At 70.2% G+C, this 25,084-nt stretch carries 19 protein-coding genes, 2 pseudogenes and 1 riboswitch; of the genes and pseudogenes, 17 read left to right on the forward strand and 4 right to left on the reverse strand.

Features of this window, described 5'->3' with window-relative positions; translation table 11 throughout:
* Nucleotides 1-105 precede the first annotated feature (105 nt).
* The 14 genes and pseudogenes from H590_RS0109990 (at nt 106) to H590_RS0110055 (ending at nt 16,450) form a co-directional block, all read left to right on the forward strand.
* Nucleotides 106-1,335, forward strand: coding sequence for a sensor histidine kinase (locus H590_RS0109990; RefSeq protein ID WP_126412844.1), 1,230 nt, complete (start codon nt 106-108; stop codon nt 1,333-1,335).
* Nucleotides 1,329-2,021, forward strand: coding sequence for a response regulator (locus tag H590_RS0109995; RefSeq protein ID WP_126412845.1), 693 nt, complete (start codon nt 1,329-1,331; stop codon nt 2,019-2,021). Before H590_RS0109990 ends, H590_RS0109995 begins: the two co-directional genes overlap by 7 nt.
* A 228-nt stretch (nt 2,022-2,249) precedes the next feature.
* Nucleotides 2,250-3,245 (forward strand): annotated as a pseudogene (gene cbiB / locus H590_RS16060) (adenosylcobinamide-phosphate synthase CbiB); the annotation flags it as partial.
* 104 nt (nt 3,246-3,349) lie between these two features.
* Nucleotides 3,350-4,804 carry a cobyric acid synthase gene (locus H590_RS0110005; RefSeq protein WP_028703444.1) on the forward strand — a complete coding sequence of 485 codons (1,455 nt, stop codon included), beginning with the start codon at nt 3,350-3,352 and terminating at the stop codon, nt 4,802-4,804.
* 152 nt (nt 4,805-4,956) lie between these two features.
* A riboswitch (cobalamin riboswitch) is annotated at nt 4,957-5,023 on the forward strand.
* Between the two features lie 50 nt (nt 5,024-5,073).
* Nucleotides 5,074-5,835: a precorrin-2 C(20)-methyltransferase gene (cobI, locus tag H590_RS0110010; protein ID WP_097799297.1), complete on the forward strand. Its 762-nt coding sequence runs from the start codon at nt 5,074-5,076 to the stop codon at nt 5,833-5,835.
* Nucleotides 5,832-6,794, forward strand: a pseudogene (gene cobM / locus H590_RS16065) (precorrin-4 C(11)-methyltransferase); the annotation flags it as partial. The gene cobI and the pseudogene cobM, both read left to right, overlap by 4 nt.
* Nucleotides 6,795-6,976: 182 nt before the next feature.
* On the forward strand, nt 6,977-9,547 hold the full coding sequence (gene cobJ / locus H590_RS0110020; protein WP_028703446.1) for a precorrin-3B C(17)-methyltransferase: 2,571 nt from the start codon (nt 6,977-6,979) through the stop codon (nt 9,545-9,547).
* A complete protein-coding gene (locus H590_RS0110025) occupies nt 9,544-10,917 on the forward strand; it encodes a CbiX/SirB N-terminal domain-containing protein (RefSeq protein ID WP_084149436.1) in 1,374 nt (457 codons plus the stop codon). Before cobJ ends, H590_RS0110025 begins: the two co-directional genes overlap by 4 nt.
* A 46-nt stretch (nt 10,918-10,963) precedes the next feature.
* Complete coding sequence (locus H590_RS0110030) at nt 10,964-11,824, forward strand: hypothetical protein (RefSeq protein ID WP_028703448.1); 861 nt, start codon at nt 10,964-10,966, stop codon at nt 11,822-11,824.
* Between the two features lie 121 nt (nt 11,825-11,945).
* On the forward strand, nt 11,946-12,830 hold the full coding sequence (locus H590_RS16070) for a CPBP family intramembrane glutamic endopeptidase (protein WP_126412847.1): 885 nt from the start codon (nt 11,946-11,948) through the stop codon (nt 12,828-12,830).
* Between the two features lie 93 nt (nt 12,831-12,923).
* A complete protein-coding gene (locus H590_RS0110040) occupies nt 12,924-13,856 on the forward strand; it encodes a sugar phosphate isomerase/epimerase family protein (RefSeq protein WP_028703449.1) in 933 nt (310 codons plus the stop codon).
* Between the two features lie 134 nt (nt 13,857-13,990).
* Nucleotides 13,991-15,004 (forward strand): LacI family DNA-binding transcriptional regulator, encoded by a 1,014-nt coding sequence (locus tag H590_RS0110045; RefSeq protein WP_028703450.1) that lies wholly within the window; start codon nt 13,991-13,993, stop codon nt 15,002-15,004.
* A 292-nt stretch (nt 15,005-15,296) separates the two neighbouring features.
* The gene (locus H590_RS0110050) at nt 15,297-15,767 is read left to right on the forward strand and encodes a VWA domain-containing protein (protein WP_161626019.1); all 471 of its coding nucleotides are present in this window, start codon (nt 15,297-15,299) and stop codon (nt 15,765-15,767) included.
* A gap of 2 nt (nt 15,768-15,769) precedes the next feature.
* On the forward strand, nt 15,770-16,450 hold the full coding sequence (locus H590_RS0110055) for a hypothetical protein (protein ID WP_126412848.1): 681 nt from the start codon (nt 15,770-15,772) through the stop codon (nt 16,448-16,450).
* 3 nt (nt 16,451-16,453) lie between these two features.
* Here the strand turns inward: H590_RS0110055 and H590_RS0110060 are convergent, their stop codons facing one another.
* From H590_RS0110060 to H590_RS0110070, 3 genes are read right to left on the reverse strand one after another with little or no spacing between them, the layout of a single operon-like run.
* Nucleotides 16,454-18,109, reverse strand: a complete 1,656-nt coding sequence (locus tag H590_RS0110060) for a DNA repair helicase XPB (RefSeq protein ID WP_036981976.1) — start codon at nt 18,107-18,109, stop codon at nt 16,454-16,456.
* Nucleotides 18,110-18,140: 31 nt separating this feature from the next.
* Nucleotides 18,141-20,348, reverse strand: a complete 2,208-nt coding sequence (locus H590_RS0110065; protein ID WP_028703454.1) for a helicase-associated domain-containing protein — start codon at nt 20,346-20,348, stop codon at nt 18,141-18,143.
* Nucleotides 20,345-21,229, reverse strand: coding sequence for a hypothetical protein (locus H590_RS0110070; protein ID WP_028703455.1), 885 nt, complete (start codon nt 21,227-21,229; stop codon nt 20,345-20,347). Before H590_RS0110070 ends, H590_RS0110065 begins: the two co-directional genes overlap by 4 nt.
* A gap of 312 nt (nt 21,230-21,541) precedes the next feature.
* Between H590_RS0110070 and nagB the strand changes: the two genes are divergently transcribed.
* Nucleotides 21,542-22,327 (forward strand): glucosamine-6-phosphate deaminase, encoded by a 786-nt coding sequence (nagB, locus tag H590_RS0110075; RefSeq protein WP_028703456.1) that lies wholly within the window; start codon nt 21,542-21,544, stop codon nt 22,325-22,327.
* Nucleotides 22,328-22,419: 92 nt separating this feature from the next.
* Here nagB and H590_RS0110080 read toward each other — a convergent pair whose 3' ends face one another.
* Nucleotides 22,420-23,142: an ABC transporter permease gene (locus tag H590_RS0110080; protein WP_028703457.1), complete on the reverse strand. Its 723-nt coding sequence runs from the start codon at nt 23,140-23,142 to the stop codon at nt 22,420-22,422.
* 459 nt (nt 23,143-23,601) lie between these two features.
* Here H590_RS0110080 and H590_RS0110085 point away from each other — a divergent pair, with 459 nt between their 5' ends.
* Both H590_RS0110085 and H590_RS0110090 read left to right on the forward strand, forming a co-directional pair.
* Nucleotides 23,602-23,985, forward strand: coding sequence for a cold-shock protein (locus H590_RS0110085; RefSeq protein ID WP_028703458.1), 384 nt, complete (start codon nt 23,602-23,604; stop codon nt 23,983-23,985).
* 308 nt (nt 23,986-24,293) lie between these two features.
* Complete coding sequence (locus H590_RS0110090) at nt 24,294-25,034, forward strand: DUF3027 domain-containing protein (protein WP_028703459.1); 741 nt, start codon at nt 24,294-24,296, stop codon at nt 25,032-25,034.
* Nucleotides 25,035-25,084: the final 50 nt, after the last annotated feature.

Raw genomic sequence — 25,084 nt, forward strand, 5'->3', positions numbered from 1 at the left:
TCCGGTTCCTGGATGCGTGTGTGGTAACCCACATCCTGCCGGAGGCCTCCCCCCTCAGCTCAACTGTTCACAACGTCCCGGGGAAGTACACCTAGAGTGACCCGGGTGACGAGCGACTTCACCGGGCGGGCCACCGTGCAGGACCACTACCCGCCACCGCCTCTGAGCCGATGGCAGCAGACCTGGCGGTGGGGGCTGTGCGTCCTCGTGACCCTGGTGCTGCTGATCAGCAATGGCGATGGCTTCTCCTTCGTGATCCCGATCTGGCTGGACCTGTTCGCCGGAGTGGTCTCGCTGGTTCTCGTCGGCTTCCGCCGTCGCCACCCCCTACCGATCTGCCTGGCGCTCAGCGCCCTGTCCGCGGTCTCGCAGAGTTCCGGAGCGGCGTCCGGGTGGGGGTTCGCGAGCCTGTGCACCCGGAGGCGGTGGCGGGAGATCCTCCCCGCCACGGTCGTCTTTGTTGGTTGCGGAGCTGTCAATGTGGTCCTCTCCGACGATCTGCGCAAGACCCTGGGACGTCCCTTTCCCGGGGCCTCGACTGCGCAGTACCTGAGCTATCTCGGCTTCATCGTGCTGTCGACCCTGGCTCTGTTTGCGGCGCTGATGGCTCTGGGGCTGTACACCGGCGCCCGTCGAGATCTCATCGCCTCGTTGTCGGAACGGGCCGACACCGCGGAGCGGGAGCAGCAGATCCGGGTGCTGGCCGCCCGGTCCGAGGAGCGCAACAGGATCGCCCGGGAGATGCACGACTCCCTGGCCCATCAGCTGACCCTGGTCTCGATGCACGCCGGAGCCCTGGCCTCCCGGGACGACCTGAGTCCTGAACAGACCCGCCGGGCGGCCGGCGTCATTCAGGAGGCGGCCGGCCGGGCGCTCAACGAGCTGCGCGGCATCCTTGGCTCGCTGCGCAATGCCGACGAGGTGGACGGTCGGCTCTCCCGCCCCCAACCCACCCTGGCCGATCTGGCGGACCTGTTGGACGAGATGCGCTCGGCCGGCATGCGGATCGAGTGGGATGACGCCCTGCAGCACCCTGAGGAGATCCCCGCCCCGACCGGGCGGAACCTGTACCGGATCGTCGCAGAGTGCCTCACCAATGCCGGGAAGCACGCCCCGGGGGCGACGGTGCGGGTCGCGCTGTCGGGAGGCAAGGGCGAGGGAGTTCGGCTGAAAGTGACCAATCCCGTGCGCGGGTCTCAGACCGGTCGCAGCACCGTTCCGGGTTCCGGGTCGGGTCTCATCGGGGTGGCCGAGAGGGTGGAGTCGCTGGCTGGCAGGATCGACTACGGGACGCAGCAGGGCGAGTTCGTGGTGGAGGTGTGGTTGCCGTGGTGAATCGGGAGGGGGCCGAACCGGTCTCCGTTGCCCTGGTGGATGACGACCCGCTGGTCCGCAGCGGGCTGCAGCTGCTGCTCGAGGGTCCGCAGTCGGGAATCCGGATCGTGGGGGAGGCCAGCGACGGCGATGAGGTGCTCGATCTCGTCGCGCAGTGCCGGCCTCGGGTCGTGCTGATGGACATCCGGATGAGACGGGTCGACGGCATCGAGGCCGCCCGGCGGCTGCTTGCCACCGAGGATCCGCCCCGGATCGTCATGCTCACCACCTTCGATGCCGACGAGATGGTGCTGCGGGCGCTGGCGGTCGGTGCTCACGGATTCCTTCTCAAGGACACTGCGCCGGACCGGATGGTCGAGATGATTCGCTCCGTCGCGGCGGGGGAGTACACCCTGTCGCCGACGATCCTGGGTCAGGTGATCGCCGCGGCCACCTCCGAGGTGGTCGACCCACGGCGCGACCAGGCCCGATCGGCTCTGGCCGGGCTGAACGCCCGCGAGCGCGAGATCGCGGTGCGGCTGGCCGACGGGTTGTCCAATGCCGAGATCGCGGGCCGGATGTACCTGTCGGTGGCCACGGTGAAGGCCTGCGTGACGCGGATCCTCAGCAGTCTCGGGATGGCCAACCGGGTTCAGGTGGCGATCCTGGTCCATGACGCCGAGCTTGAGGATCGGGAAGACGGATGAGATCTGCCACGTGCGGGCCGGCGAGTGGATAGTGCGCCTGCCGGGGTTCCTGGTGGCAGATCTCGTTTCTACTGCGGCCGGCCCTCGGTTGAGATCTGCCATCTAAAGGCCGGCGGCTGGATAGTGCGCCTGCCGGGTCCCTCCGTGACAGATCTCGTTGGGTCCCGGCCGAACGCACCGAGATTCGGCCGAACTGCTCAGCCACTGCCTCATTGGTAGGTTGACCGTATGGCGTTCACCCCACATCGCAGACTCGGTGCCGCACTGCTGGCCAGGGGAGTCGGAATCGGTCTGGGTGTCCTCGCCGATCGCTCCATCGCCGATCCGCAGCACCACCCGGTTGCCGTCTTCGGGTCGGTGGCCGACAGGCTGGAGAAATGGGTCTGGGAAGACTCGGTGACCTGCGGCGGCCTCTACACCGCCGCCTGTCTACTGCCCCTGGGAGTTCTCGGCGCCGCAGTCGACCGCGCCACCCGCGACCACCCGGTGGCGCGAGTCATTGTCACCGCGGCCGCCACCTGGGCCGTGGTCGGCGCCACCTCGCTGGCCCGCGAGGGGGACACGATGGCCTCAAGACTGGCCGCCGAGGACCTCGAGGGAGCACGCGACCAGCTCTCCCACCTGTGCGGACGGGATCCGAGCTCTCTGGACGAGCCGGAGCTGGCGCGGGCCACCGTGGAGTCGATGGCCGAGAACACCGCTGACGCAGCGGTCGCCTCCATCTTCTGGGGAGCGGTCGGCGGGCTCCCGGCGATGCTCATCCATCGGGGTGCCAACACTCTGGACGCCATGGTCGGTCACCACAACGAGCGGTTCGAACGGTTCGGGAAGATCTCGGCCCACCTCGACGATCTCCTCGACCTCGCCCCGGCGCGGATCACCGGGGTGCTTGCCTGCATGCTCGCTCCCATGGTCGGGGGAGACCGGCGGCGCAGCCTCTCCGTGCTCGCCCGCGACCACGCCCACCACCCCAGCCCCAACGGCGGCTGGTGCGAATCAGCCTGGGCCGGGGCGCTCGGCGTCACCCTGGGCGGCCGCAACCTCTACTACGGATCCCGGGAGGAGAACCGCCCCCTGCTGGGAAACGGTCCCCGACCCGACGCCGACAAGGTCCGCGACGCCGCCAGGCTGGTCCAGGCGGTGACCTTCGCCGCCACCGGGATCGCGGTCTCCGGAGTCGCCGCGGCGGGCCACCTGCTCTTCTACGGCGGCATCCTCCCGCGCCCCGCAGGCACCCTCGGAGACCGCGACACCAAGGGTGCGCGCCGCACTCGCAGGTCCCTCAGAGCGGCCCTCCGCACCACCACCCACCCCACGGAGGCCCACCAGTGACCGGAATCCTCATTGCCGGAACCTCCTCGGACGCGGGGAAGTCTCTCGTCGTCACGGCCCTGTGCCGAGTGGCGGCCCGCCGGGGCATCGACGTGGCCCCATTCAAGGCCCAGAACATGTCGAACAACTCGATGGTCTGCGCCGATGGCGCCGAGATCGGCCGCGCCCAGTACCTCCAGGCCCAGGCAGCCGGCGTCGCACCGACCTCGGCGATGAACCCGGTGCTGCTCAAGCCGGGCACCGACAGGCGCTCCTTCGTCGTGCTGCGCGGCCACCCCGGCGGCACCCTGGAGGCCGGCCAGTACACCACCGGACGCCATCAACTCGCAGAGGCGGCGTGGGCCGCCTACGACGAGCTCGCCGGCCAGCACGACCTGGTGGTCTGCGAGGGAGCGGGGTCCCCGGCCGAGATCAATCTGCGCCAGGGGGACTACACCAACATGGGGCTGGCCCTGGCCAAGAATCTCCCGGTGGTGCTGGTCGGCGACATCGACCGTGGCGGCGTGCTGGCCTCCATCTACGGCACCTGGGCGCTCCTCGACGACGCCGATCGCAGCCACCTGGTCGGCTATCTCATCAACAAGTTCCGCGGCGACGCGGCCGTCCTGGCCCCCGGTCTCGAGGAGATCACCCGGCGCTCCGGGCTGCCCAGTCTGGGCGTGCTGCCCTGGTTGGACGGCGTCTGGCTCGACGGCGAGGACGCACTGGAGGTCGGCCGGTGGCACCACGAGGGGGAGTCCACCGACTCCGCCGCACTGCGGGTGGCGGCGGTCCGACTGCCCAGGATCTCCAACGCGACCGATGTCGACGCGCTGGCAGGGGAGCCCGGAGTCGACGTCCAGGTGACGGTCAATCCGACCACCTGCGCGCGGGCCGACATCCTCGTGCTGCCCGGATCCCGGTCCACCGTCTCCGATCTGGCCTGGCTGCGTCGCACCGGGATCGCCGAGGTGATCGCCGAGCGGGCGGCCGCCGGGCGCACCGTCGTGGGCGTGTGCGGCGGCTACCAGATGCTCTCCCGGCTGATCCTGGATCCCGAGGGGGAGGAGGCCGCCCCCGGTTCGCGGATCGAGGGTCTGGGCCTGCTCCCGGTGGAGGTGGACTTCGCCGCCGACAAGGTGACGTCGCTGTCCCAGGGGTCCTGGCGCGACATCCCGGTCGGCGGCTACGAGATCCACCACGGCTCCTGCACGGTGCTCGACGAGGCGGAGCCCTTCCTGGACGGCTGTCGGGTCGGCAGCGTGTGGGGGACGATGTGGCACGGCGCCTTCGAGTGCGACGCCTTCCGCCGGGCCTGGTTGGAGCAGGCCGCCGCCGACGCCGGGCTGGACTGGCGGGCCGACCACCGGGCGATGGGCTACCAGGCCCTGCGCGGCCAGATGATCGACACCCTGGCCGACGGCCTGGAGGCCCATGTCGACATCGACCGGCTGCTCGGTCTGGCCCGCTGAGGCCGGGCCCCGCGGACTCGGCCGTCACCCCAGCATTGGCCCCACCGCCGACCCGGCGTTAGCCCGGTCGCCGACCCGGCCGCTGCCCGGACAGTTCTGCGGGAGGTGCCTTGTCGGGCGGATGTGGGAGACTGGGGCCCGCGACCATCGACGAGGAATCCGGTGAGAGTCCGGAGCGGTCCCGCCACTGTGACCCCACCCAGGGGCAGCCAGACACTCCGATGGCACGTCACGAGCACGTTTCGGGCGAGAGACCTGAGGAGGCCGGCATGACCCATGCCATGAACCCTGTACGCAGACTTGTCGGAGTGGGGGTGGGTCCCGGCGACCCCGAACTGGTCACCCTCAAGGCGGCGCGCATCCTCAGCGAGGCCGATGTCGTCCTGGTGCCCGCCACCGAGACGTCCGGGGACGGCCCCGGTCGCGCCGAGATGATCGTGCGGGCCGCCTGCCCGCAGCTGCGCGGAGATCTGCGCAGGGTTCCCTTCTCGATGTCGCAGCGTCGCGGCATCGGTCACAAGCGTGCGGAGTCCTGGCGGGCCTCGGCCGACGCCGCCATCGCCGCCTTCGACGCCGGGGCGCACACCGTCGCCCTGGCCACCGTCGGCGATCCCGGGGTGTTCTCCACCTTCAGCTACCTGCGCGGCAATGTCGAGGAGCGGATGTCCGACGTCGAGGTGACGATGGTTCCCGGCATCACCGCGATGCAGGCCCTCTCGGCGGCCACCGCCACCCCGCTCGTCGAGGGCCGCGAGATCCTCGCGCTGGTGCCGGCCACGGTCGGCGTCGAGAAGCTCGGTGAGGTCCTCGACCTGGTCGACTCGGTCACGGTCTACAAGGGCGGCCGCGTCCTTCCGGCGGTTCTCGAGCAGATCCGCTCCCGGGGCCGCGACGCCGTCCTGGGCACCGACGTCACCCTGGACTCCCAGCAGCTCGTCGGGCTGGACGACGTGGCCGAGGGCACCACGCTGCCCTACTTCTCGACCGTCATGACCGCCCCGTCCCGCACCACGACTGGAGGAAGCCTGTGACCGGTACGACCGGACCGAACGGAACCACCGGAACCGATGGGGCGCGCCCCGCGCGACCCACTCAGCACAGCTCCGAGAAGACCCTGGAGGAGATCGACCACACGAAGATCTCCCCGGCACCCATCCCCAGGGTCCAGACCGGATCCGGCGAAGGGAAGGTCGTCTTCGTGGGGGCCGGACCGGGTGCGGCCGATCTGGTGAGTGTGCGCGGAGCCCGCGTCATCGAGCAGGCCGACATCATCATCTGGGCCTCCAGCCTGGTCCACCCCGACATGGTCGCCCGCCACAAGGCCGGCGCCGAACTCATCGACTCGGCCTCGATCCCCCTGGAGGACCTGGAGCCGCTCTACTCCCGGGCCCGCGACGAGGGTCTGCTGGTCGCCCGGGTGCACACCGGCGACCCGTCCATCTACGGGGCCACCGCCGAGCAGCGGGATCTGTGCCGTCGGGTCGGGATCGCCTTCGAGACGATCCCCGGCATCTCCGCCTTCTCGGCGGCCGCCGCCCGGATGGATGTCGAGATCACCGTCCCGGAGGTCTCCCAGTCGCTCATCCTCACCCGGTTGGAGGGAGGTCGCACCCCGATGCCGAAGGGGGAGACCATCGCCTCCTTCGCGGCGCACGGCGCCACCATGGCGATCTACCTGTCGGCGGCCCGCAACAAGGCCCTCCAGGAGGCTCTGCTGGAGGGCGGCTACCCGCCCGAGACGCCGTGCATCATCGGCTACGCGGTCACCTGGCCCGAGGAACTGATGTTCCGCTGCCCGCTGTCGGAGCTGTCGGAGACGATGCGCGCCCACAAACTGTGGAAGCACGCCGTCGTGCTGGTCGGCCCGGCCCTGGCCGAGGGCCCGATCGCCACCCGCAGCCACCTCTACCATCCCGGCTTCCGGCACGAGTACCGGCCGGCCGATCCCGCAGCCCACGCCGATCTGAGGGAGCACGGCACCCGGGGTGTCCTGGAGGACATTCCCGACCCGCAGTCCATCGGTACTGCGCAGCCCTCCGACACCGCGCCGTCCTCCGACACGGAATCCACCATGCAGTCCGGCACTGCGCCCACCACGCACCTCGACACGGCGTCCGACGCCACCTCCAGCACGGCGTCCAACGCCACCTCCGACACCAAGGGAGACCTTTCATGATCCGGGTCCACGGCTATCTCGGCACCCTCACCGAGGCGATGAACCGCGACGTCGCCGACTCCGCCCTGGTGGTCGGCGGCCGCCGTCACCTCGACGCGCTCGGGGTGCCCGAGGACAAGCGACAGGTCCTGGGTCTCATCGGCCCGGCGATCGAGCGCATCCAGTCCCTCCCCACCGACTCCAAGGTGACGGTCGTCGCCTCGGGCGACCCGATGTTCTTCGGGGTGGTGCGCAGGATGCGCCAGGCCGGTCTGCGCCCCGAGGTCATCACCGCTCCGAGCTCCCTTCAGGCGGCCTTCGCCGCGATCGCCCTGCCCTGGGACGACGCCCAGCTGGTGTCCTCCCACACCGGCGGGATCGAGTCGGCCATCCGGGTCGCCAAGGTCCACCCCAAGGTCGGCGTCCTCACCGCTCCCCACAAGGGCCTTCCCGAGCTCGTCGCCGGACTGGCCGGCCTGGGCCGGTACTACGTGGTCGCCGAGCGGATCGGCGAGGAGAACCAGCGGATCCGGATCCTGGACGAGGACGCCGCCCGCGCCGTGGTGGACGCCGAGGACCTCACCAGCCCCTATGTGGTGCTGGTGCTGGCCCATCACCCCGACGACCCGGCCGAGATCGGCGTCAGCCCCGAGCTCGTGGGCGACGTCAACACCCCCGGACCGCAGGATCCGACACCGGGTTCCGACACGAACCCGGACGGCTCCGACCGGACACCGATCATCGGCCAGATCATCAACACCGATGCCGCGATCGCCCACGCCGAGGCGATCGACAAGGCCCTCGGGGTCACCACCAGGAAGTACCCCGGGCCGGCCACCGCCGGGCTGGTCGAGGCCTGGGGCCAGTGCGACCTCATCGTCTCCCATCTGGCCCTCGGCGCCACCACCCGCATCATCGCCCCGCTACTGGCCTCCAAGAAGACCGATCCCGGGGTGGTCGTCGTCGACGAGGCCGGACGGTTCGCCATCCCGCTGGTCGGCGGCCACGTCGGGGGAGCCAACGGTCTGGCCCGCCAGATCTCCGAGGCCCTCGGCGGGACCGCCGTCGTCTCCACCGCCACCGACTCCCTGGGGGTGCCCGCCCTCGACCAGCTCGGCTGGTCCTACGAGGGGGACGTCGCCGGGGTCACCGGTGCGATCATCGCCGGACGGCCCGTCGCCGTGGTCCGTGAACACCGCTGGCCGCTGCCCCCGCTGCCGAGGAATGTCAGCGAGGACGCCGCCTCCCCGGTCGCGCAGATCATCGTCACCGACCGCACCGCGCAGTCCGCGCCGGCCGGGACCGATGGGCTGCCGACCGTCGTCCTGCACCCCCGCTCCCTGGTGGTCGGGATGGGCTGCAACTCGGGCACCGATGTGGAGGCCCTGCGGGCCCTGTTCGACAAGACCCTGGCCGATGCCGGACTGGCCGTCGGATCGGTGAGCGCTCTGCTCAGCCACGAGGTGAAGGCCGGCGAGCTGGGACTGATCAAACTCGCCCATCAGCTGGGGGTCGAGTACCGCACCTACCCGGCCGATGTGCTGGCCGCCCAGGACGCCCCCAACCCGTCCCAGGTGGTCGCCCGGGAGGTCGGCACCGGAAGCGTCAGCGAGGCCTCGGTGCTCGCCGCGAAAGCCGAGCTCATCGTCCCCAAGCACAAGACCTCCGAGGCCACCTGCGCGGTCGGGCGGATCCCGGCCCGCGGCCACCTGGCCGTCGTCGGCCTGGGGCCGGGCTCCCGCGACCTGCTCGCCCCGCGTGCCATGAAGGCCATCCAGGACGCCACCTTCGTCGCCGGCTACGCCCCCTACGTCCGCCAGATCCGCGACCTGGTGCGGCCCGGGGTGGAGATCCTGGCCACCAAGATGGGCACCGAGGAGGAGCGCACCGAGGCCGCCATCGAGGCCGCCCGGGCGGGCAACAACGTCGCCTTCGTGTGCGGCGGGGACCCGGCGATCTACGCGATGGCCTCACCCACCCTGGAGATGGGCACCGACGGCATCGATGTGGAGATCGTCCCCGGCATCACCGCCGAGCTCGCCATCTCGGCGATCCTGGGCGCCCCGCTGGGCCATGATCACGCCACCATCAGCCTGTCGGACCTGCACACCGACTGGGATCTCATCCTCAAGAGGGTGCACGCCGCCGCCGAGGGCGATCTGGTCACCACCTTCTACAACCCGCGTTCCCGGACCCGCACCCACCAGCTGCCCGACGCCCTGGCGATCATGGCCGAGCACCGGCCGCCGACCACCCCGGTGGCGATGATCTCCCACGCCGAACGACGTCAGCAGGAGGTCATCATGTCCACCCTGGCCGAGTTCAAACCGGAGTGGGTGGGGATGACGGCGATGGTGGTGGTGGGCTCCTCCACCACCAAGTACGTCACCTCCGGGGACGGCCGTCAGATGATGGTCACCCCGCGCGACTACCACTGGATGGACGGCGCCATCAGCGCCCACAGCCAGAAGAACTACTCTCACCGTGACCTGCCGAAGGCCGATGACGCCTCCTACTTCGGGCAGCGAAAGGCGCGCAAGGACAGCGCCGATGAGGCCGGCAACGATGGCCGGACCCAGGAAGGATGACCATGACCGATCGCACTCCCACATCAGCCTCCGCCAGCTTGGCGGGAGGCACAGCCACCGTGGCGGACCTCGGTTCGGGGGTCCCGCTGGTGATCGCCGCGCACGGCACCCGCGACACCCACGGCGTGGAGACCTGTCGCGCCCTGGTGCGCCGGGTCGCCGGCAAGCTCCCCGGGGTGCCGGTGGAGCTCGGCTTCGTCGAGCTCGCCGAGCCGCCCATCGCCGAGGCGGTCGCCGCCGCGATCACGGCCGGGCAGTCCGAGCGGGCCGAGGAGACGCCGTCGGTCGCGTCCCCGCAGACCGCTGAGGACGCCGACCCCGCCGCGGATCCGGGCGGGCCGGACGCCGTGGTGGTGCCCCTGATGATCAACACCGGGGGACACGTCCAGCAGGACATCCCCGAGGCGATCGAGGAGGGACGAGGCGACTCCCGGGTGGTCTACTCCCGCCCCCTGCAGCCCGATGCCCGGCTGCGCCAGGCCCTGGTGCGGCGACTGACCCAGGCCATGGAGCCGGCCTCCGGGGAGGCCTGGAAGCCCAGGGACACCGCCGCCGTGCTGGTGGGCCGTGGCGCCCTGGCCCCCGATGCGAATGCCGCGCACTACCAGCTCACCCGGCTGTTCTGGGAGGAGAGCGGGCTCAACCGCGTCCAGCCGGCCTTCATCCAGGTCACCCGTCCGGCCCTGCCCGAGGCCCTCACCCTGCTGGCCTGCCAGGGAGCCACCCAGATCGTGGTGGTCGGCAACTTCCTGTTCCCGGGCCTGCTGCACCGGTGGATGACCGAGCAGGTCGAGGCGTGGAACTCCGCCCGACCCGATGTGGAGGTGCGCATCGCCGAGGTGATCGGCGACTGCGATGAGCTCGCCGACGTGGTGGTGGACCGCTACCGCGAGCCGCTCGACGAGGTCGGCCTGGGGGAGGGTGCTCCGGTGTACATGTCGGGGCTGAGACTGCAGGGCAGGGATGTCCTGGTGGTCGGTGCCGGCCATGTCGCCGAGCGCCGCGTGGTGCGCCTGCTGGAGGCCGGTGCGCGGGTCCACGTGGTGGCCCCGAACACCGGGATCCAGCTGGGCAGGCTGGCCCGCAAGGGTCTGGTGGATCTGCAGCGCCGGGCCTTCACCCCCTCGGACCTCAACGGCATGTGGTTCGTCCAGGCGCTCACCAACGACCCGGAGGTCAATGCCGCGATCGCGGCGGAGGCCGAGCGCCAGCGGATCTTCTGCGTGCGCGGGGATGCCGGGCGCAAGGGCTCGGCCTTCACCCCCGCCACCCAGGAGGCCGGCGGGATGACGGTCTCTGTGGTCGGCGACCGCACCCCGCGCAAGTCCGCCAAACTGCGCGACGAACTGCTGAGGGCTCTGCAGGGTTAGCCGGTCGCCGATCGGGTCGGTGCCGAAGTCACCGTAGGATCGAGCAGTGATCTCGTTTGACCTGCACAGCCTCGGATTCGACGCCCCCTCCCTCGACGAGCTGGTGGACAGCGCTCTGGCCGCCGGTGCGGCCGGCGTCCAGCACGTGGCGGGATTCGACATCCTGGCCGCCTACACCGATCCGTCCGGCGCCAGGCTCGGCCTCATCAAACCCTTCGACGGGGACCTGGACACGATGGCCAGCCTGGTCTGCCCGACGACCCATCCCGCCGAGGTGTTCCGCTACCGGGACACCCTGGCCCAGGTCGACGTCCTCGCCCCCGGACGCCCCGCCGGGCTGTCGCGCTCGGCCCTGGACGGTTCGGGGGTGCTCTCCGGGGACACCATCCTCAGCGGCCGCGCCGACGCCGAACCCCAGCGGCTGGCGCGGTTCCTCGCCAACACCGATGATCCGCTGGAGTACCCGCTGTCGTCCGGTCCGGGGTCGGACCAGCCCAAGCGGATCGAGCACCTGAGGGTCGGCGCGGTGGCCACCGACTTCCCGAAGATCTACGACTCGGAGGAGGCCTACGGCCACTCCGAGGAGGGCTCGATGGGACAGGAGCTGGCCTTCTCGGCCGGAACCCTGATCTCCCCGTGGCTGCTGGAGATCAGCGCCGGACGCGCCACCCGGGACCAGGCCAGCGCGGCCACCCAGATGACGATGGTGTGCCAGAAGGTGCAGCGACGCACCAATGAGCTCACCGGGGTCGACTGGTTGCGGGTGATCGGCAAGACCTCGGTGCCGATGACGCTGGCTCTGCCGGCCGATCTTCCTCACACCCCCCACGAGGGATCGGTGATCTCGACGACGGTGACCCCGGTGGTCTCCTCGGGAACTTGGGAGGCCGGCAAGGTCTGGAACTGAGCCGGTGGAACTGAGCCGGTGGAACTGAGCCGGTGGAACTGAGCCGTCGGAATCGGCACGTCGGAACCGTGACGCCGCCGCGGATCGGGGTCGGGCAGGGACCGGGCGATAGTCTGCCCGGGTGACCTCACCCGTCCAGCAGTCCACCCCGACCGGGCACTTCCTCGCACAGGCCGGCCCGACCCATCCCGGGCTGGTCGCCATCCTCGGGGCCTGTTTCATCGCGGTCGGTCAACTCTTCGTCCAGATCCCTGCCCAGCTGGTGGGCGTGGACACCGCGTCATCGCGGGGGACCGTGCTGCTGCTGGCCTCCTTCGTCCCGGTCTGGGTGCTGCTGTGGGCCTGGCTGAGACTGGCCGAGCACCGCCCACTGCGCCGGATCGGGCTGGACGGCAGGAGGACCGATCTGCTCATCGGGCTCGGGATCGCATTCGCCATCCTCGCGGTCGACGCCGTGGTGATGGCCGCCTCGGGGCAGGTGAGGTTCCACTGGGGCGGTTCCGGGGTCACCGGGATCGCCGTGATCATCGCGATCCTGGTGCTCTTCGCCATCCAGGGATCGGCCGAGGAGGCCGTTCTACGAGGGTTCGTGATGCAGGGGGTCTGCGCCAGGTGGGGGGTCTGGGCGGGTCTGCTGATCCAGGCGGTGGTCTTCGCGGTCCTGCACGGCTCCAATCCGGGGGCCGGTCCGGTGGCGCTGGGCAATGTGGCCGCTTTCGGCATCATGCTCGGCCTGCTGGTGCTGTGGCGGGGGAACCTGTGGGCGGCGATGGGCTTCCACGCGGTGTGGAACTGGGCCCAGGGAATGGTGCTGGGATACGACGTCTCGGGGTTGAGCTTCGGACACTCCGTGCTGTCCCAGACGACGTCGCCGAGCGCATCGGCGGTGGTCACCGGGGGTGCCTTCGGGGCGGAGGGCTCGGTCATCACGCTGGTGGCGCTGATCCTGGCCATCATCGCGCTGGGATGGGCGTGGCGCAGGTCCCCGGGCGCGTCCGGCCACTGAGCCGCGCACATGACTGTACAGACCACGGGAACCTGTCCTACGCTCGTTGGAGCGCTCCAACGGCGGAGCTCTCAACGATGAGGAGAAGCGGGAATGGCCCCCAAGGCACGCAACACGAACGATCCGAAGTACTCGAAGCTCGCCATCGGCGTCTGTCCCGATCAGTGGGGAGTCTGGTTCCCGGACGACCCCAAGCAGATCGCCCCGCGCCAGGCCATGCAGGAGATGGCGGAGGCCGGATTCGAGATTCTGGAGACGGGCCCCTACGGGTACTTCCCGACCGACCCCAAGGAACTCACGAGATGGACCGATGAGTTCGGCCTCAAGGTGGTCGCCGGCACCGGCTGGGGAGTCCTGCACAAGGCCGAGGCCTGGCCTACCACCGTGGAGACCTTCCGCAAGATCGCCGAGACCCACGCGGCCGTCGGCGCCGAGTACATCGTGCACCTGCCCCCGCTCTACCGCGACGACAAGACCTGGGAGTGGACTGACGACCGGGTGCTCTCCGACGACGCCTGGAAGCTGTTCATCGAGAACGCCAACAAGCTCGGCCAGATGCTGCTCGACGAGTACGGCCTCAAGATGGTGCTGCATCCGCACGGCGACTCCCACATCGAGACCCCCGAGGAGATCGCCCGGATCTTCGACGCCACCGATCCCACCTACGTGAACCTGTGCCTGGACACCGGCCACGTCGTCTACGGCGGAGGAGACCCGATCGAGCTCATCAAGCAGTACCCCGAGCGGATCACCTATGTGCACATCAAGGCCTTCGACCCCGAGATCACCCGCGAGGCCCACGAGAAGGACTGGCCCTTCGGCGAGGCCGTCGCCAAGGGGGCCTCGGTCCGCCCGCCGGCCGGTGAGCCCGACATGAAGAAGCTGGTCAACGCGCTGTCCGAGCTGGACAAGGACATCTACGTGGTCTGCGAGCAGGACCTGTACCCCTGCGATCCGGGTCTGCCCAAGCCCAACGCCATCGCCACCCGCGAGTACCTGGCGGAGTGCGGCCTGGGACTCAAGTGAGTCCGACCGTTCACATCTGAGGACTCCAGAGAGGTCCGTCCCGGCACCTGTAGGAGCAGACTGTCGTGACGGAGCGGGACGGTTGTCGGAGCGTGGACGGTGGGTGAGGCGGGACGCCGAGCGGAGGGGGAGTGATGAACGGAAGACAACCGACCCAGGTCGAGGTGGCCAGGATGGCCGGGGTGTCCCGCCAGACGGTCTCCCTGGTGTCCCGCAACGACCCGAGGGTCTCGCCCGCCAGCCGGGCCGCCGTGGAGGCGGCCATGAAGACCCTCGGGTACCGCCCCAATGTCGCCGCGCGGGCGCTGGCGGCCCGGCGGACCGGGTTCATCGGCATCGCGATCTCCGGGCTGGTCAACCCCTTCAACGGCGAACTGCTCGAGATGATCAGGCGGCACTGCGAGGCCGAGGGACTCCTCCCGTTCATCGTCCCGGTCGACCAGGATCCAGCCGACGAGAGGCTGGTCATCGACCGCTTCCTGCAGATGAACGTGGACGCACTGATCCTCGTCTCCCCGCAGTTGGGCGGTGAGGAGCTGGAGCGGGTCGGCCGACGGGTGCCGACCGTCGTGGTGACCCGCAACGCCGGCCCCGGCAGCGTCGACCTGGTGCACACCGATGACGCCCTGGGGGCCCGCCTGGTGACCGAGCGTCTGCTGGAGGAGGGCTATCGCCCGCTCATCTGTCTCGGGGTGGAGGGGCCGGTCTCCGGCGACTCCGCCGGGGACCGGGTGCGCGGCTACCGTCAGGTCTGCGAGGGGGCCGGTATCGAGCCCCGGGTCGAGATGGTCCGGCTCGACGATCTGGGCCCGGTGATCGCGCGCATCGTCAAGCAGTACGGGCGCGGCTTCGGTCTGTGCTGCCACAACGACCTGATCGCCCTGGCCGCGGTCGGGCAGCTGGCCGCTCAGCACCTGAGGCCCGGCCGGGACGTCGGCGTCACGGGTTTCGACAACACGGTGGTCTCCGGCCTTCCCGGGGTGTCGTTGACCACGGTCGACCCGAGCACCTCGACGATGGCCGGCCGGGTCGTCGCGCTGGTGGTCGAGAGACTCGCCGGACGCACCGATCCGGTCGACGTCGTGCTGCCCCCGCAGCTGGTGGTGAGGACCTCGACCTGCGGGCGAGGAGACGGGACGAACCCCTGAGGCAGGCCGTCACCCCGTTTCGACATGGTGCGACTGGGGGTCCGGTGATCCTGTCCCCTGTTCCGGGGATTGCTGATGGGTTCGGCGCGGTGGTGTCGTGGCAGGGTGGTGCTGCGGCGCGGCAGTTCTGGTGATGCTGGCAGCGAGTGGCTGCGGAGGGCTCCCGGGTGGTGCCTCCCGTGCGGCTTCGGGGTCCTCGGCGTCCTCATCCGGATCGGCTCCCGCCTCGCAGCGGCCCGCGAGCCAGGCGGCGTCCCCGTCGGCATCCGGTCCGGCCGGACGAAGCGTGGTGGTGATTCTGGACGCGTCCGGGTCGATGCGTCGTGATGACGCTGGTGGCGGGGTCACCCGGATGAAGGCCGCCCAGGACGCGGTGACCTCCCTGGTGTCGGGCCTGGACTCGTCAACATCTGTGGGGTTGGTGGCCTACGGATCGAGGACTCCCGGTGATGACGTGACCAAGAGCAAGGGCTGTGGTGATGTGACGGTGGAGCAGCCCCTGGCCGGGTCGTCGGGCTCCTCGGTGGTGGCTCGGGCAAAGGCCCTGAAGGCCGGTGGGTGGTCGCCGATCGGGTCGGCTCGTCAGAAACTGTCCCCTCAGGGAGTCCAGGGGGTGTCCGTGGGGCAGCCGTGGGCCACGATCGCGAAGGAGAATCCCGGTTTTCCGAGCGTGTCCGGCGGGACCTCGCGGACCTTCGGCGGCAGGACGGTGACCTTCGGGTGTGGCGCGGGTGCGAGTGGGGCTTTGACAGAGGGGTGCTGACGGTGATCAATCCGTTGGCGAACCGCACGATCGACGAGCTGGGGGTGGGGTCGTCGCGCTCGAGTGTCGATGCACTGTTGGGGGAGTCGGTCTCGGGCCCGGCCTCGGGCGCCGGGCATGTGGTGTACGTGGCGGACCGGGAGAAGGGCCTGGCCTGGGATGTGACCTACGACGCGGCTGGTCGGGTGGTGGTCATCGTGCTGTGCCACTGTATGCCACCCTCGAACGACCTGCCCGCCGGGATGAGCCGGCAGTGGGAGCTGCACGGCCTCAACCTCACCATTCGCGACGACGGACGGGCGGTATCGGTCGCGCGCACCTACAGCGGCATGGGGCCCGGCAGTGGGAGTTGCGATGACAAGGAGTGCGCCGAGGTGAAGGACTTCCGCGTGACGGTGCCGTCAGCGACGACCCTCAAGCTCACCGTGACGAGCAGCTACCGGGCGCCGCTGGTGCTGTCCGAGGATGGCAGCATGCAGACCGGGGACTCCCGTTTCCCGTCCGAGGACTCCGAGGTGGCCGTCGGCGACTACTACACCCTGGCGGTCCAGTCCGACGGGAATGCGCTGACCACCCTGTACTCGGCGGACGGCGTCGAGAAGACCGTCTCGAAGTTCAACGGACTGGGATCTCCGTGGATCTGCAGTCCCGACCACCATGACCCGCAGAAGTGCGGCGCCTGAGGCTCACGCCTCGTTGATGCGATCCAGTTCCCCGCCGTCGACGATCCGGTAGGAGTACCCCTGCTCCGCCAGGAAGCGCTGACGGTGGGCGGCGAAGTCGGCATCCACGGTGTCGCGGGAGACCACCGCGTAGAACCGGGCGGTGAGGCCGTCCTTGGGACGCAGCAGCCGGCCCAGTCGCTGGGCCTCCTCCTGGCGCGAGCCGAAGGCCCCCGAGACCTGGATCGCCACCTCGGCGCTGGGCAGGTCGATGGAGAAGTTCGCGACCTTGCTCACCACCAGCAGGTTGATCGTGCCGTCGCGGAACTCCTGGTAGATCTTCTGGCGGCGCAGCGAGGTGGTGGCCCCGGTGATGATCTCGCAGCCCAGTTCGGTGGCCAGCTCCTCGAGCTGGTCGACGTACTGACCGATCACCAGGGTCGGTTGACCCTGGTGCCGTTTCACCAGTTCGCGGACCACCGCGTTCTTGGAGGCCAGGGTGGAGGCCATCCGGTAGCGCACGTCCGGTTCGGCCAGCGCACAGGCCATCCGCTCGTCCTCGGTGGGGGTGACCCGCACCTCCACGCAGTCGGCGGGAGCGATCCAGCCCTGGGCCTCGATCTCCTTCCAAGGAGCGTCGTAGCGCTTGGGCCCGATGAGGGAGAAGACGTCCTCCTCGTGGCCGTCCTCGCGGACCAGGGTGGCGGTGAGGCCGAGCCGACGTCGCGCCTGCAGGTCGGCGGTCATCCGGAACACCGGGGCCGGCAGCAGGTGCACCTCGTCGTAGATCACCAGTCCCCAGTCGCGGGCCTCGAAGAGTTCCAGGTGCGGGTGCACCCCGTGACGCTTGGTGGTGATCACCTGGTAGGTGGCGATGGTGACCGGCCGGACCTCCTTGCGGGAGCCCGAGTACTCGCCGATCTCATCGGGGGTCAGGGTGGTGCGGCGGACCAGTTCGTCCTTCCACTGCCGGGCCGAGACGGTGTTGGTCACCAGGATCAGGGTGGTGCACTTGGCCATCGCCATCGCGGTCGCTCCGACCACCGTCTTGCCGGCCCCGCAGGGCAGCACCACGACCCCGGAGCCCCCGGCCCAGAAGGACTCGGCAGCCATCCGCTGGTAGGGACGCAGCTTCCAGCCGTCCTCGACCAGATCGATGTCGTGCTGTTCGCCGTCGACGTAGCCGGCCAGGTCCTCGGCCGGCCAGCCGAGCTTCAGCAGGGCCTGCTTGAGGGTGCCTCGCTGGGAGGGGTGGACGACCGCGGTCTCCGCATCGATCTGGTCCCCGACCAGGCCACGGACCGACTTGGCCCGCAGCACCTCGGTGAGCACCGCCTTGTCGGAGGAGACCAGCACCAGACCCTGGGTGGGGTGCTTCTCGATCCGCAGCCGTCCGTAGCGGCTCATCGTCTCGGTGATGTCGACCAGCAGCGAGGAGGCCACCGGGAACCGCGAGTAGCGCATCAGGACGTCGACGACCTGCTCCGCGTCGTGGCCGGCCGCCATCGCATTCCACAGGCCCAGCGGGGTGAGCCGGTAGGTGTGGATGTGTTCGGGGGCGCGTTCCAGTTCGGCGAAGGGGGCGATCGCGTGGCGGCACTCGTCGGCCATCGGGTGGTCGACGTCGAGCAGCAGGGTGCGGTCGGACTGAACGATCAGGGGGCCAGGAGTCTGAGACATCGACATCCAGTATCCTCCGTCGCCAAGTCCGCTACTGGGCCACCGCCCGGGCGGCGCTCACTCGCGGCACCGGGATAATGACGATCCCCCCGCCACCACGGCGCACACAGCGCATCGCCCCCTTGGCCAGAGCCATCACCTTCAGCGTCTCAGAGGTCGTCGTGCCGTCGTCGCGCACCCAGGTGACCTCCAGCCAGGTGCCGTCGGCCTGGGCGCGGTGCAGGATCGCCAGCAGATGACGCGAGTCGTTGAAGGTCGGCAGGCTCGCCAGCGACTCGGCCACCGCCTTGGGATCGGACAGGGGACCCGGGGGGAGCCCCGGGCCGCCGTGATCGGCGGTCCGTGCCCTGGCCGGGGCCGGAGCGTTGAAGATGTCGCCGTGGGCGTCGCGGGCCACCGGACTCAGACCCATGTCGCGCAGCGCGGCCAGCACCACGTCGGGGTCGGCCTGTGCCGCCAGCACGGTGGGGGCCAGTCGTCTCAGGCCCAGTCCCTCGGCGGCCGAACTGCGCAGCAGGGTCTCCATCAGACTCGGGTCGTCGACCTCCAGGACCGAGCCGGTGGCGGCCACCGAGACCCGCCCGTGGTCACGGACGACGTCGTCCAGCAGCACCAGGAGTCCCTGGGGCACCTCCGACATCGAGTGCAGACGCCACCACTCGCGCACCTGGTCGCCGCTCCAACCGGCATCCAACGCGCGACGCAGGCTGGTCCGGGTGAACCGGCGCACGCCGGCGACGCCGGTGGACTCGCGGTCTGCCAGCAGGGCCAGGTCGGCGGCAAGGGCGGGGGTGAGGGGCCCGGGGGCCACCGCGGTGAGATCGGACTGCAGGATGACGCTCTCCTGTCGCTGCGGCATGCCGGGATCCTCGGTGGCGTCGACCAGGCCCGAGCGGGCGCCCAGCGCCGTGAGGCCCAGAACCTGGCACTCCTCGGTGGTCGCCCTCAGCACGGGGGCGGCCTCGAGCACCGGCCAAACGGGATGGCGCCAGGCGATCCTGGCGATCACCAGTTCGGGATCCACGGGGGTCCCGGGCTCGGCGGTCCTGAGCTCGTTGAGGACCTGCTGGCGCCAGGCGCGGGCGGTGGCCGGAGCCGGGGCGTCCAGGGTGTTCGACAGCTCGCCGGGGGTCTGGGGAATGGCCAGCCAGGCGTCGCGGAGCACCTGCCACTGGGTCCACAGCTCGTCCTGACGCCACTTGTCGGCGGTGGTGGTCGGCAGCCAGCCGCGGCTGTCGGCAGCGATGAGATTGGCCGACACCGCCACCGTGAGGTACCACCAGCCGGTGTCGCCGTGGGCCACCCTGGCCAGCGCCCGGGTGGCGTCGCGCTTGGCCATCCCGCCGGATGCCAGCCGGGCCGGGGTGATCGTCTCGACCGCCTCCAGCAGGGCCGACATCGAGGAGATGGCCTCAAGAGCGGTGCCCAGAGCCGCCGAGTCGGTCCGTGCGGCGGGGTGCGGTGAGGGCCAGGCGGGCGGCCGGGCGGACACCGGGTTCTGGAACAGCCGGCCCTTGCGCAGCACCAGGGAGACCTCCCGGGGCAGCACGACGGTCTCGTCGTCGACCGGGTGAAGCAGCCGGTGGGCCAGTGCCAGGTCGATCGGGGAGGTGGCCGTCTCGGGGCTCACCGCGCGGCGGGCGTGCGGCACATGTCCCGACGGGGACCACATCAGACGGTGCAGGACCGGCAGCACGGTCGGTCCTGCGGCATCCAGTCGCTCGGAGACCTCGGCCGCGGTGAGAGGTTGACCGGATTCGGGCGCCAGTCCGGCAGGGCTCGGTCCCAGCACCGAGGCGGCTGCGCTGACCAGGTGGAACTGATCCTCCTCGGGCAGCACCAGGGCGAGGTCCTCGAGGTGGTCGACGGCCTCGTCGAGATCGCGTCGGGAGGGCAGACCGACGCTGTGGGGGGTGCCCGAGTGCTCGCCGGCCCCCTCAGTGGTCTGCTCAGCTGTCGCGGTTGTCCGGTCGCCGCTCGCGGCGTCCAGCAGGTGACCGGCCAGGTCATCCCTCGAGACGTCCCCCAGGGCGGCGATGGCCAGTACGACGCGGTACTGCCAGCTGTCGAGGCCGTCCAGAGCGGCGCGCACCGACGCCTGGGTGGAGGCTCTCTCGGCCATCTCGGCCAGCGACCGAGGGGGCGGGCTCGCCAGATCGGGGCGCAGGCTGAGCAGCTGGGTCATCGCGTCGGTGTCCATCCCGCGAATCACCGAGGCCAACGTGATCGTGCCGCTCATCGTGAGATCCCCTGTCGCCCCTGAGAGGGATCGGTTCTGGGTGTGGGTGTGAGTTCTCGGTCGATGATGATCATCGAGGCGACCAGGATGGCGATATTGGCCATCCAGCAGGTCCATCGGAGCTGTTCCCAGCCGCTGCGGGTGGGGCTGCCGAGGATGGTCATGAGCAGCGCGAGGGCGGTCGCGACGCCGTAGAGCCGCAGCAGGGCGGTGCGGGCGACCGGGTGGCGCCAGGTGAAGTACCAGCCGACCGCCAGGGCGGGCAGCGACAGCCAGGTGCCCAGGCAGCCGGCCACCACGCTGGCCACCAGCCCCCAGCCCAGACCGCGGCACAGCGCTCCCAGGGTCCTGTTTCCGGGCAGTTCGGGGCGCTCCCCCCACAGCCCCGAGGGCTCGGCGGGGGCCAGGTTGAGGCCGTTGTCGAGGGCGGGCTCCGGGGGTGCCCAACGGTCGGACCCGGATCGTGCGGAACCGCGTCGGGCCGCACCCGAGTGGGCGGGGCCGGACGGTTCGAGACCGGACTGAACGACGCTGGACGGGCTGGACGGTTCGGGGCCGGTGAGCGGGGAACCGCCCCATCCTGCCGGTCCGCCCGAGGTGAGGATCGGCCGACGCGGATCGATCTCGGCGTGACGGCCCCACTGAATCGGCACCCCGGTGGAGGGGAACGGGAGACTCGGGTCCCGGGTCTCCCCGGTCTGCGGGACGAGGGACGACAGTGGCGGCTGATGAGGTGATGCCTGATAACCCTGCGGAGGATCGGCCGGCAGATCAGGACGCGGGGCGTCGGGGCGGACGGCCGACGACTCCAGGGGGGTGGTGTCCGGCATCGCGAAGGCCATCGGCGGTTCGACGGCTCCGACGACGTCGGTGAGAGTCACCGGTGCGGGTGTACCCCCGGACGAGGCACGGCCGCTCGATCTCATCGCAGTCGTGCTCGTCTCAGTCACCCTGGTAGCCACAGCCCCATCTTAGGGAGGAGGACGACCCCGTCCCGTCCGGCCGACCGCCCCGACGGTCCTGTCGGCGTGCTCAACGCTCGCCCTGATGGTCGAACCGCGCATCTGAAGTGCGCGCATCACTCAAAATCCTGTTCATTGAGTGTCCCGACTCCTACTCTCGAAATCGACTCAGGAAAGACGCGCCGGCCACCGCCGTGACGCGTCGCGACACACTATCGAGGGGGCTCCATCGTGGAGGTCATCATCTGCAAGGACGCCGACGAGGCGGGGCTACAGGCAGCGGCTCGGATCGCTGCGATCCTGTCCACGCGTCCCGATCCGGTGCTCGGGGTCGCCACCGGCAGCTCGCCGCTGCCGACCTACCGGGCGCTGGCCGATCTGGTGCACTCCGGTCGGCTCGACGTCTCCCGCCTGAGGGCCTTCGCCCTCGACGAGTATGTCGGGATGCCGATCGACGACGAGCGCAGCTATGCGGCGACGATTCGCCACGAGGTCACCGAGCGGCTCGGCCTCGACCCGGCCGGCGTCCACGTCCCCGACGGCCTGGCCAGTGACATCGTGGCCGGTTGCCGGGCCTACGAGAAGGCCATCAGGGATGCCGGCGGGATCGACGTCCAGATTCTCGGGATCGGCGGCAACGGGCACATCGGCTTCAACGAGCCCAGTTCCTCCTTCGCCTCCCGCACCCGGATCAAGACCCTCGCCCCGCGCACCCTGCGCGACAACGCGCGGTACTTCAAGGAGGGCGAGACGGTTCCCACCCACTGCGTCACCCAGGGGCTCGGCACCATCATGGATGCCCGCCATGTCGTCCTGCTGGCCAGCGGTGAGAGGAAGGCCGATGCGGTGGCCGCCGCCGTCGAGGGCCCGGTCAGTGCGATGTGCCCGGGCTCGATCCTTCAGCACCACGAGCACGCGGTCATCGTCGTCGACGAGGCCGCCGCCGCCAACCTGAAGCTGGCCGACTACTACCGCTATGTCTGGCAGCACAAGCCGGAGGAGTACAAGGACTTCTGACGGCGTCCCGCTCCTCGGCCGGGCAGTCGCGCCCTGATGGTGGAAGGTGCCCGGAAGGGCGCCGACCCCGGGTGCGCCCACCGGGGAGCGGTTCACTCGTGCAGAGTGCGCTTCAGGTCCGGGGGCAGCAGCAGCGCTGCGCACACCAGCCGATGGGCGACAACGACGGTGACCGCCTGGCCGGCGAGGATGCCGATCAGGACCAGCAGCTGGGCGGCACCGGCCTGGAGGGCGGATCCGCCACCGAGCAGGACGCCGACGAAGGCTCCCGGAAGGGTCACGAGGCCGACTGTTCGGGTGCTGTCGACACTGGGGATGACGGCCTCGGCGACACAGTGCTCGGTCACCATCCGGATGGCCTCGGAGCGCGGCAGGCCGAGCGAGAGGGCCGCCTCGAAGGTGCCGGTGTTCTCGCGCAGCTCGGGGAACAGACGTCGACCGGCCAGGGTGTGGCCGTTCATCATGTTCCCGATGATGATCCCGGCCATCGGGATGAGGGTTGCGGCGTTGAAGGGTGCCGAACCGCTGACGAAGATGATCGCGAGCACCGGCAGCGCGCCACTGGCCACCGCGACCGCGGTCCAGGGCCAGGCCCTGCCGACTCCGGTGCGCCTGGCGGTCGTGATGACGCCGACGACGAACATCAACAGGGTGAAGGCGGCGCCCGCCCACAGATGCTGCAGGGCGTAGTGGAGGACCAGGGAGACGGCGGCGAGCTGGACCGTGGCCCGAACTGCGGAGATCACCGACGACTTGCTGATTCCGAGGCGGCCGAGACGGGAGGCGATCACCGCCAGTCCCACCAACGCCACCAGTGCCACGATGAGTTGCCAACTGGGACCAACTGTCATGCGCCATCTCCATACCCGGCGCGGGTCGCGCGATCGACCCTGACAGCACGGGGCTGAGTGGGACGTGGTCCACCACGATGGTGGCCCTGAACATCAGACACCCGGCCGCCGCGCGCTACACCATACCGGCCGCGACGCCCGCTGTGCTGCACCTCTGCCCGGGAACCGGGCGGGGAACCGGCTGGGCGCGTCTGTCCGGGAACCGGGCGGGCACTGCTGCGGTGTTGCGCAGGGGTTGCGCAGGGTCAGCCTTGGCGGCGTTGGGGGGAGCTTGTAGGCTGAGTAGCTGACTGGGAACAGAGACCTGGAGCCGACACTGTCGGTTCCGTGAGCCGTCGTCGGGCCACGAGATGCCGACGGCGGTTCTTCATTCCCAGGCACCAGAACAAGTACGAGTACGCAGAATCGGGGAGTGAGCCAGCGATGCCAACCGGGAAGGTGCGTTTCTACGACGCCGCCAAGGGGTTCGGTTTCCTGACCAGGGACGGCGGTGGCGACGTGTACGTCAACGCCTCCGCCCTGCCCAGCGGTACGACGACGTTGAAACCCGGCCAGAAGGTGGAGTTCGGCGTCGTCGAGGGCAGGCGGGGTGACCAGGCACTGTCTCTCCAGCTCGTCGAGACCCCGAAGTCGCTGTCGAAGTCGACCCGGAAGTCCCCCGACCAGCTGGCCGTCATCTGCGAGGACCTCATCAAGATGCTGGACCACATGGGCAATGGCTATCGTCACGGCCGCCATCCCGATCCTCGGACCGCCTCCAAGGTGGCCAAGATGCTGAGAGCCGTTGCCGACGAGTTGGAGCTGTGATGAGCGCCCAGTACCCAGAATCCATGGACTCCACGGAGCCCGCTGTCCCCTCGGAGTCGGAGGTCGCCCCCGAGGCCGCTGCCTCCTCCGAGGCTGCTGCTCCCGAGTCGGTCGACGCCCCGCAGTCGACTGTTCCCGCCGAGTCCACCGACTCCTCGGAGTCGGCTGCTGCTCCTGAGCCCGCTGTTTCCTCTGGTTCTTCTGAGCCCTCGAATCCCTCCGAGGTCGAGGAACCGCAGGGGGCCCCCGAGGCGCACGACGCCCCGGTCCGCAAGCGTGCCGCCGCCAAGCCGAAGGCCGACCCGACCCTGGTCAAGGCGGTCGACCAGGCCCGGGAGGCCGCCGAGTTCCAGGCCGGCGACTTCGGCGTCGGGGAGTACCTCGGCGCCGTGATCGAGGGGGATCGCGTCCTCACCCATCTCTTCGAGTGCCCGCACCCCGGATACCGGGGCTGGCACTGGTCGGTGACGATGGCGCGCGCCCTGCGCGGCCGCAACGTCACCGTCGACGAGGTGTCCCTGATGCCCGGCGACGACGCCCTCATCGCCCCGGCCTGGGTGCCGTGGCGGGAGCGGGTGGAGCCCGGCGACATCACCCCCGGCTCCCTGCTGCCGACCCCCGACAACGATCCCCGGCTGGAGCCCGGCTACACCGGTGGTGAGCTGGCCGCCGAGGAGGATCCCGCGGAATGGGCCGCCACCCGCGCGGTGGCCGGCGAGCTCGGCCTCGGCCGGGAGCGGGTGCTCTCCATGGAGGGCCGTGACCGCGCCGCCGAACGCTGGTTGGAGGGTCCCGCCGGGCCCGACGACAGCTTCACCAAGCACGCCCCGGGACAGTGCCAGACGTGCGGCTACTTCGTCCGCCTCCAGGGTGGGCTGGGCCGCCTGTTCGGGGCCTGCACCAACGAGTACTCGCCCTTCGACGCGCATGTCGTGGAGATCGAGCACGGCTGCGGCGGCCACTCCGACCTGGTGGAGAAGAAGCGCGGCATCGAGCTTCCCGAGCCGGTCTTCGACACCATCTCCGTCGACTCCTCACTTTTCGACTGAGAGTTTCTCTCCGCCGTGTTCCCTGAACTGGGGACAGGCGATGGGCGCCA

It is taken from the genome of Acidipropionibacterium jensenii DSM 20535 (assembly GCF_000425285.1).
Lineage (GTDB): Bacteria > Actinomycetota > Actinomycetes > Propionibacteriales > Propionibacteriaceae > Acidipropionibacterium > Acidipropionibacterium jensenii.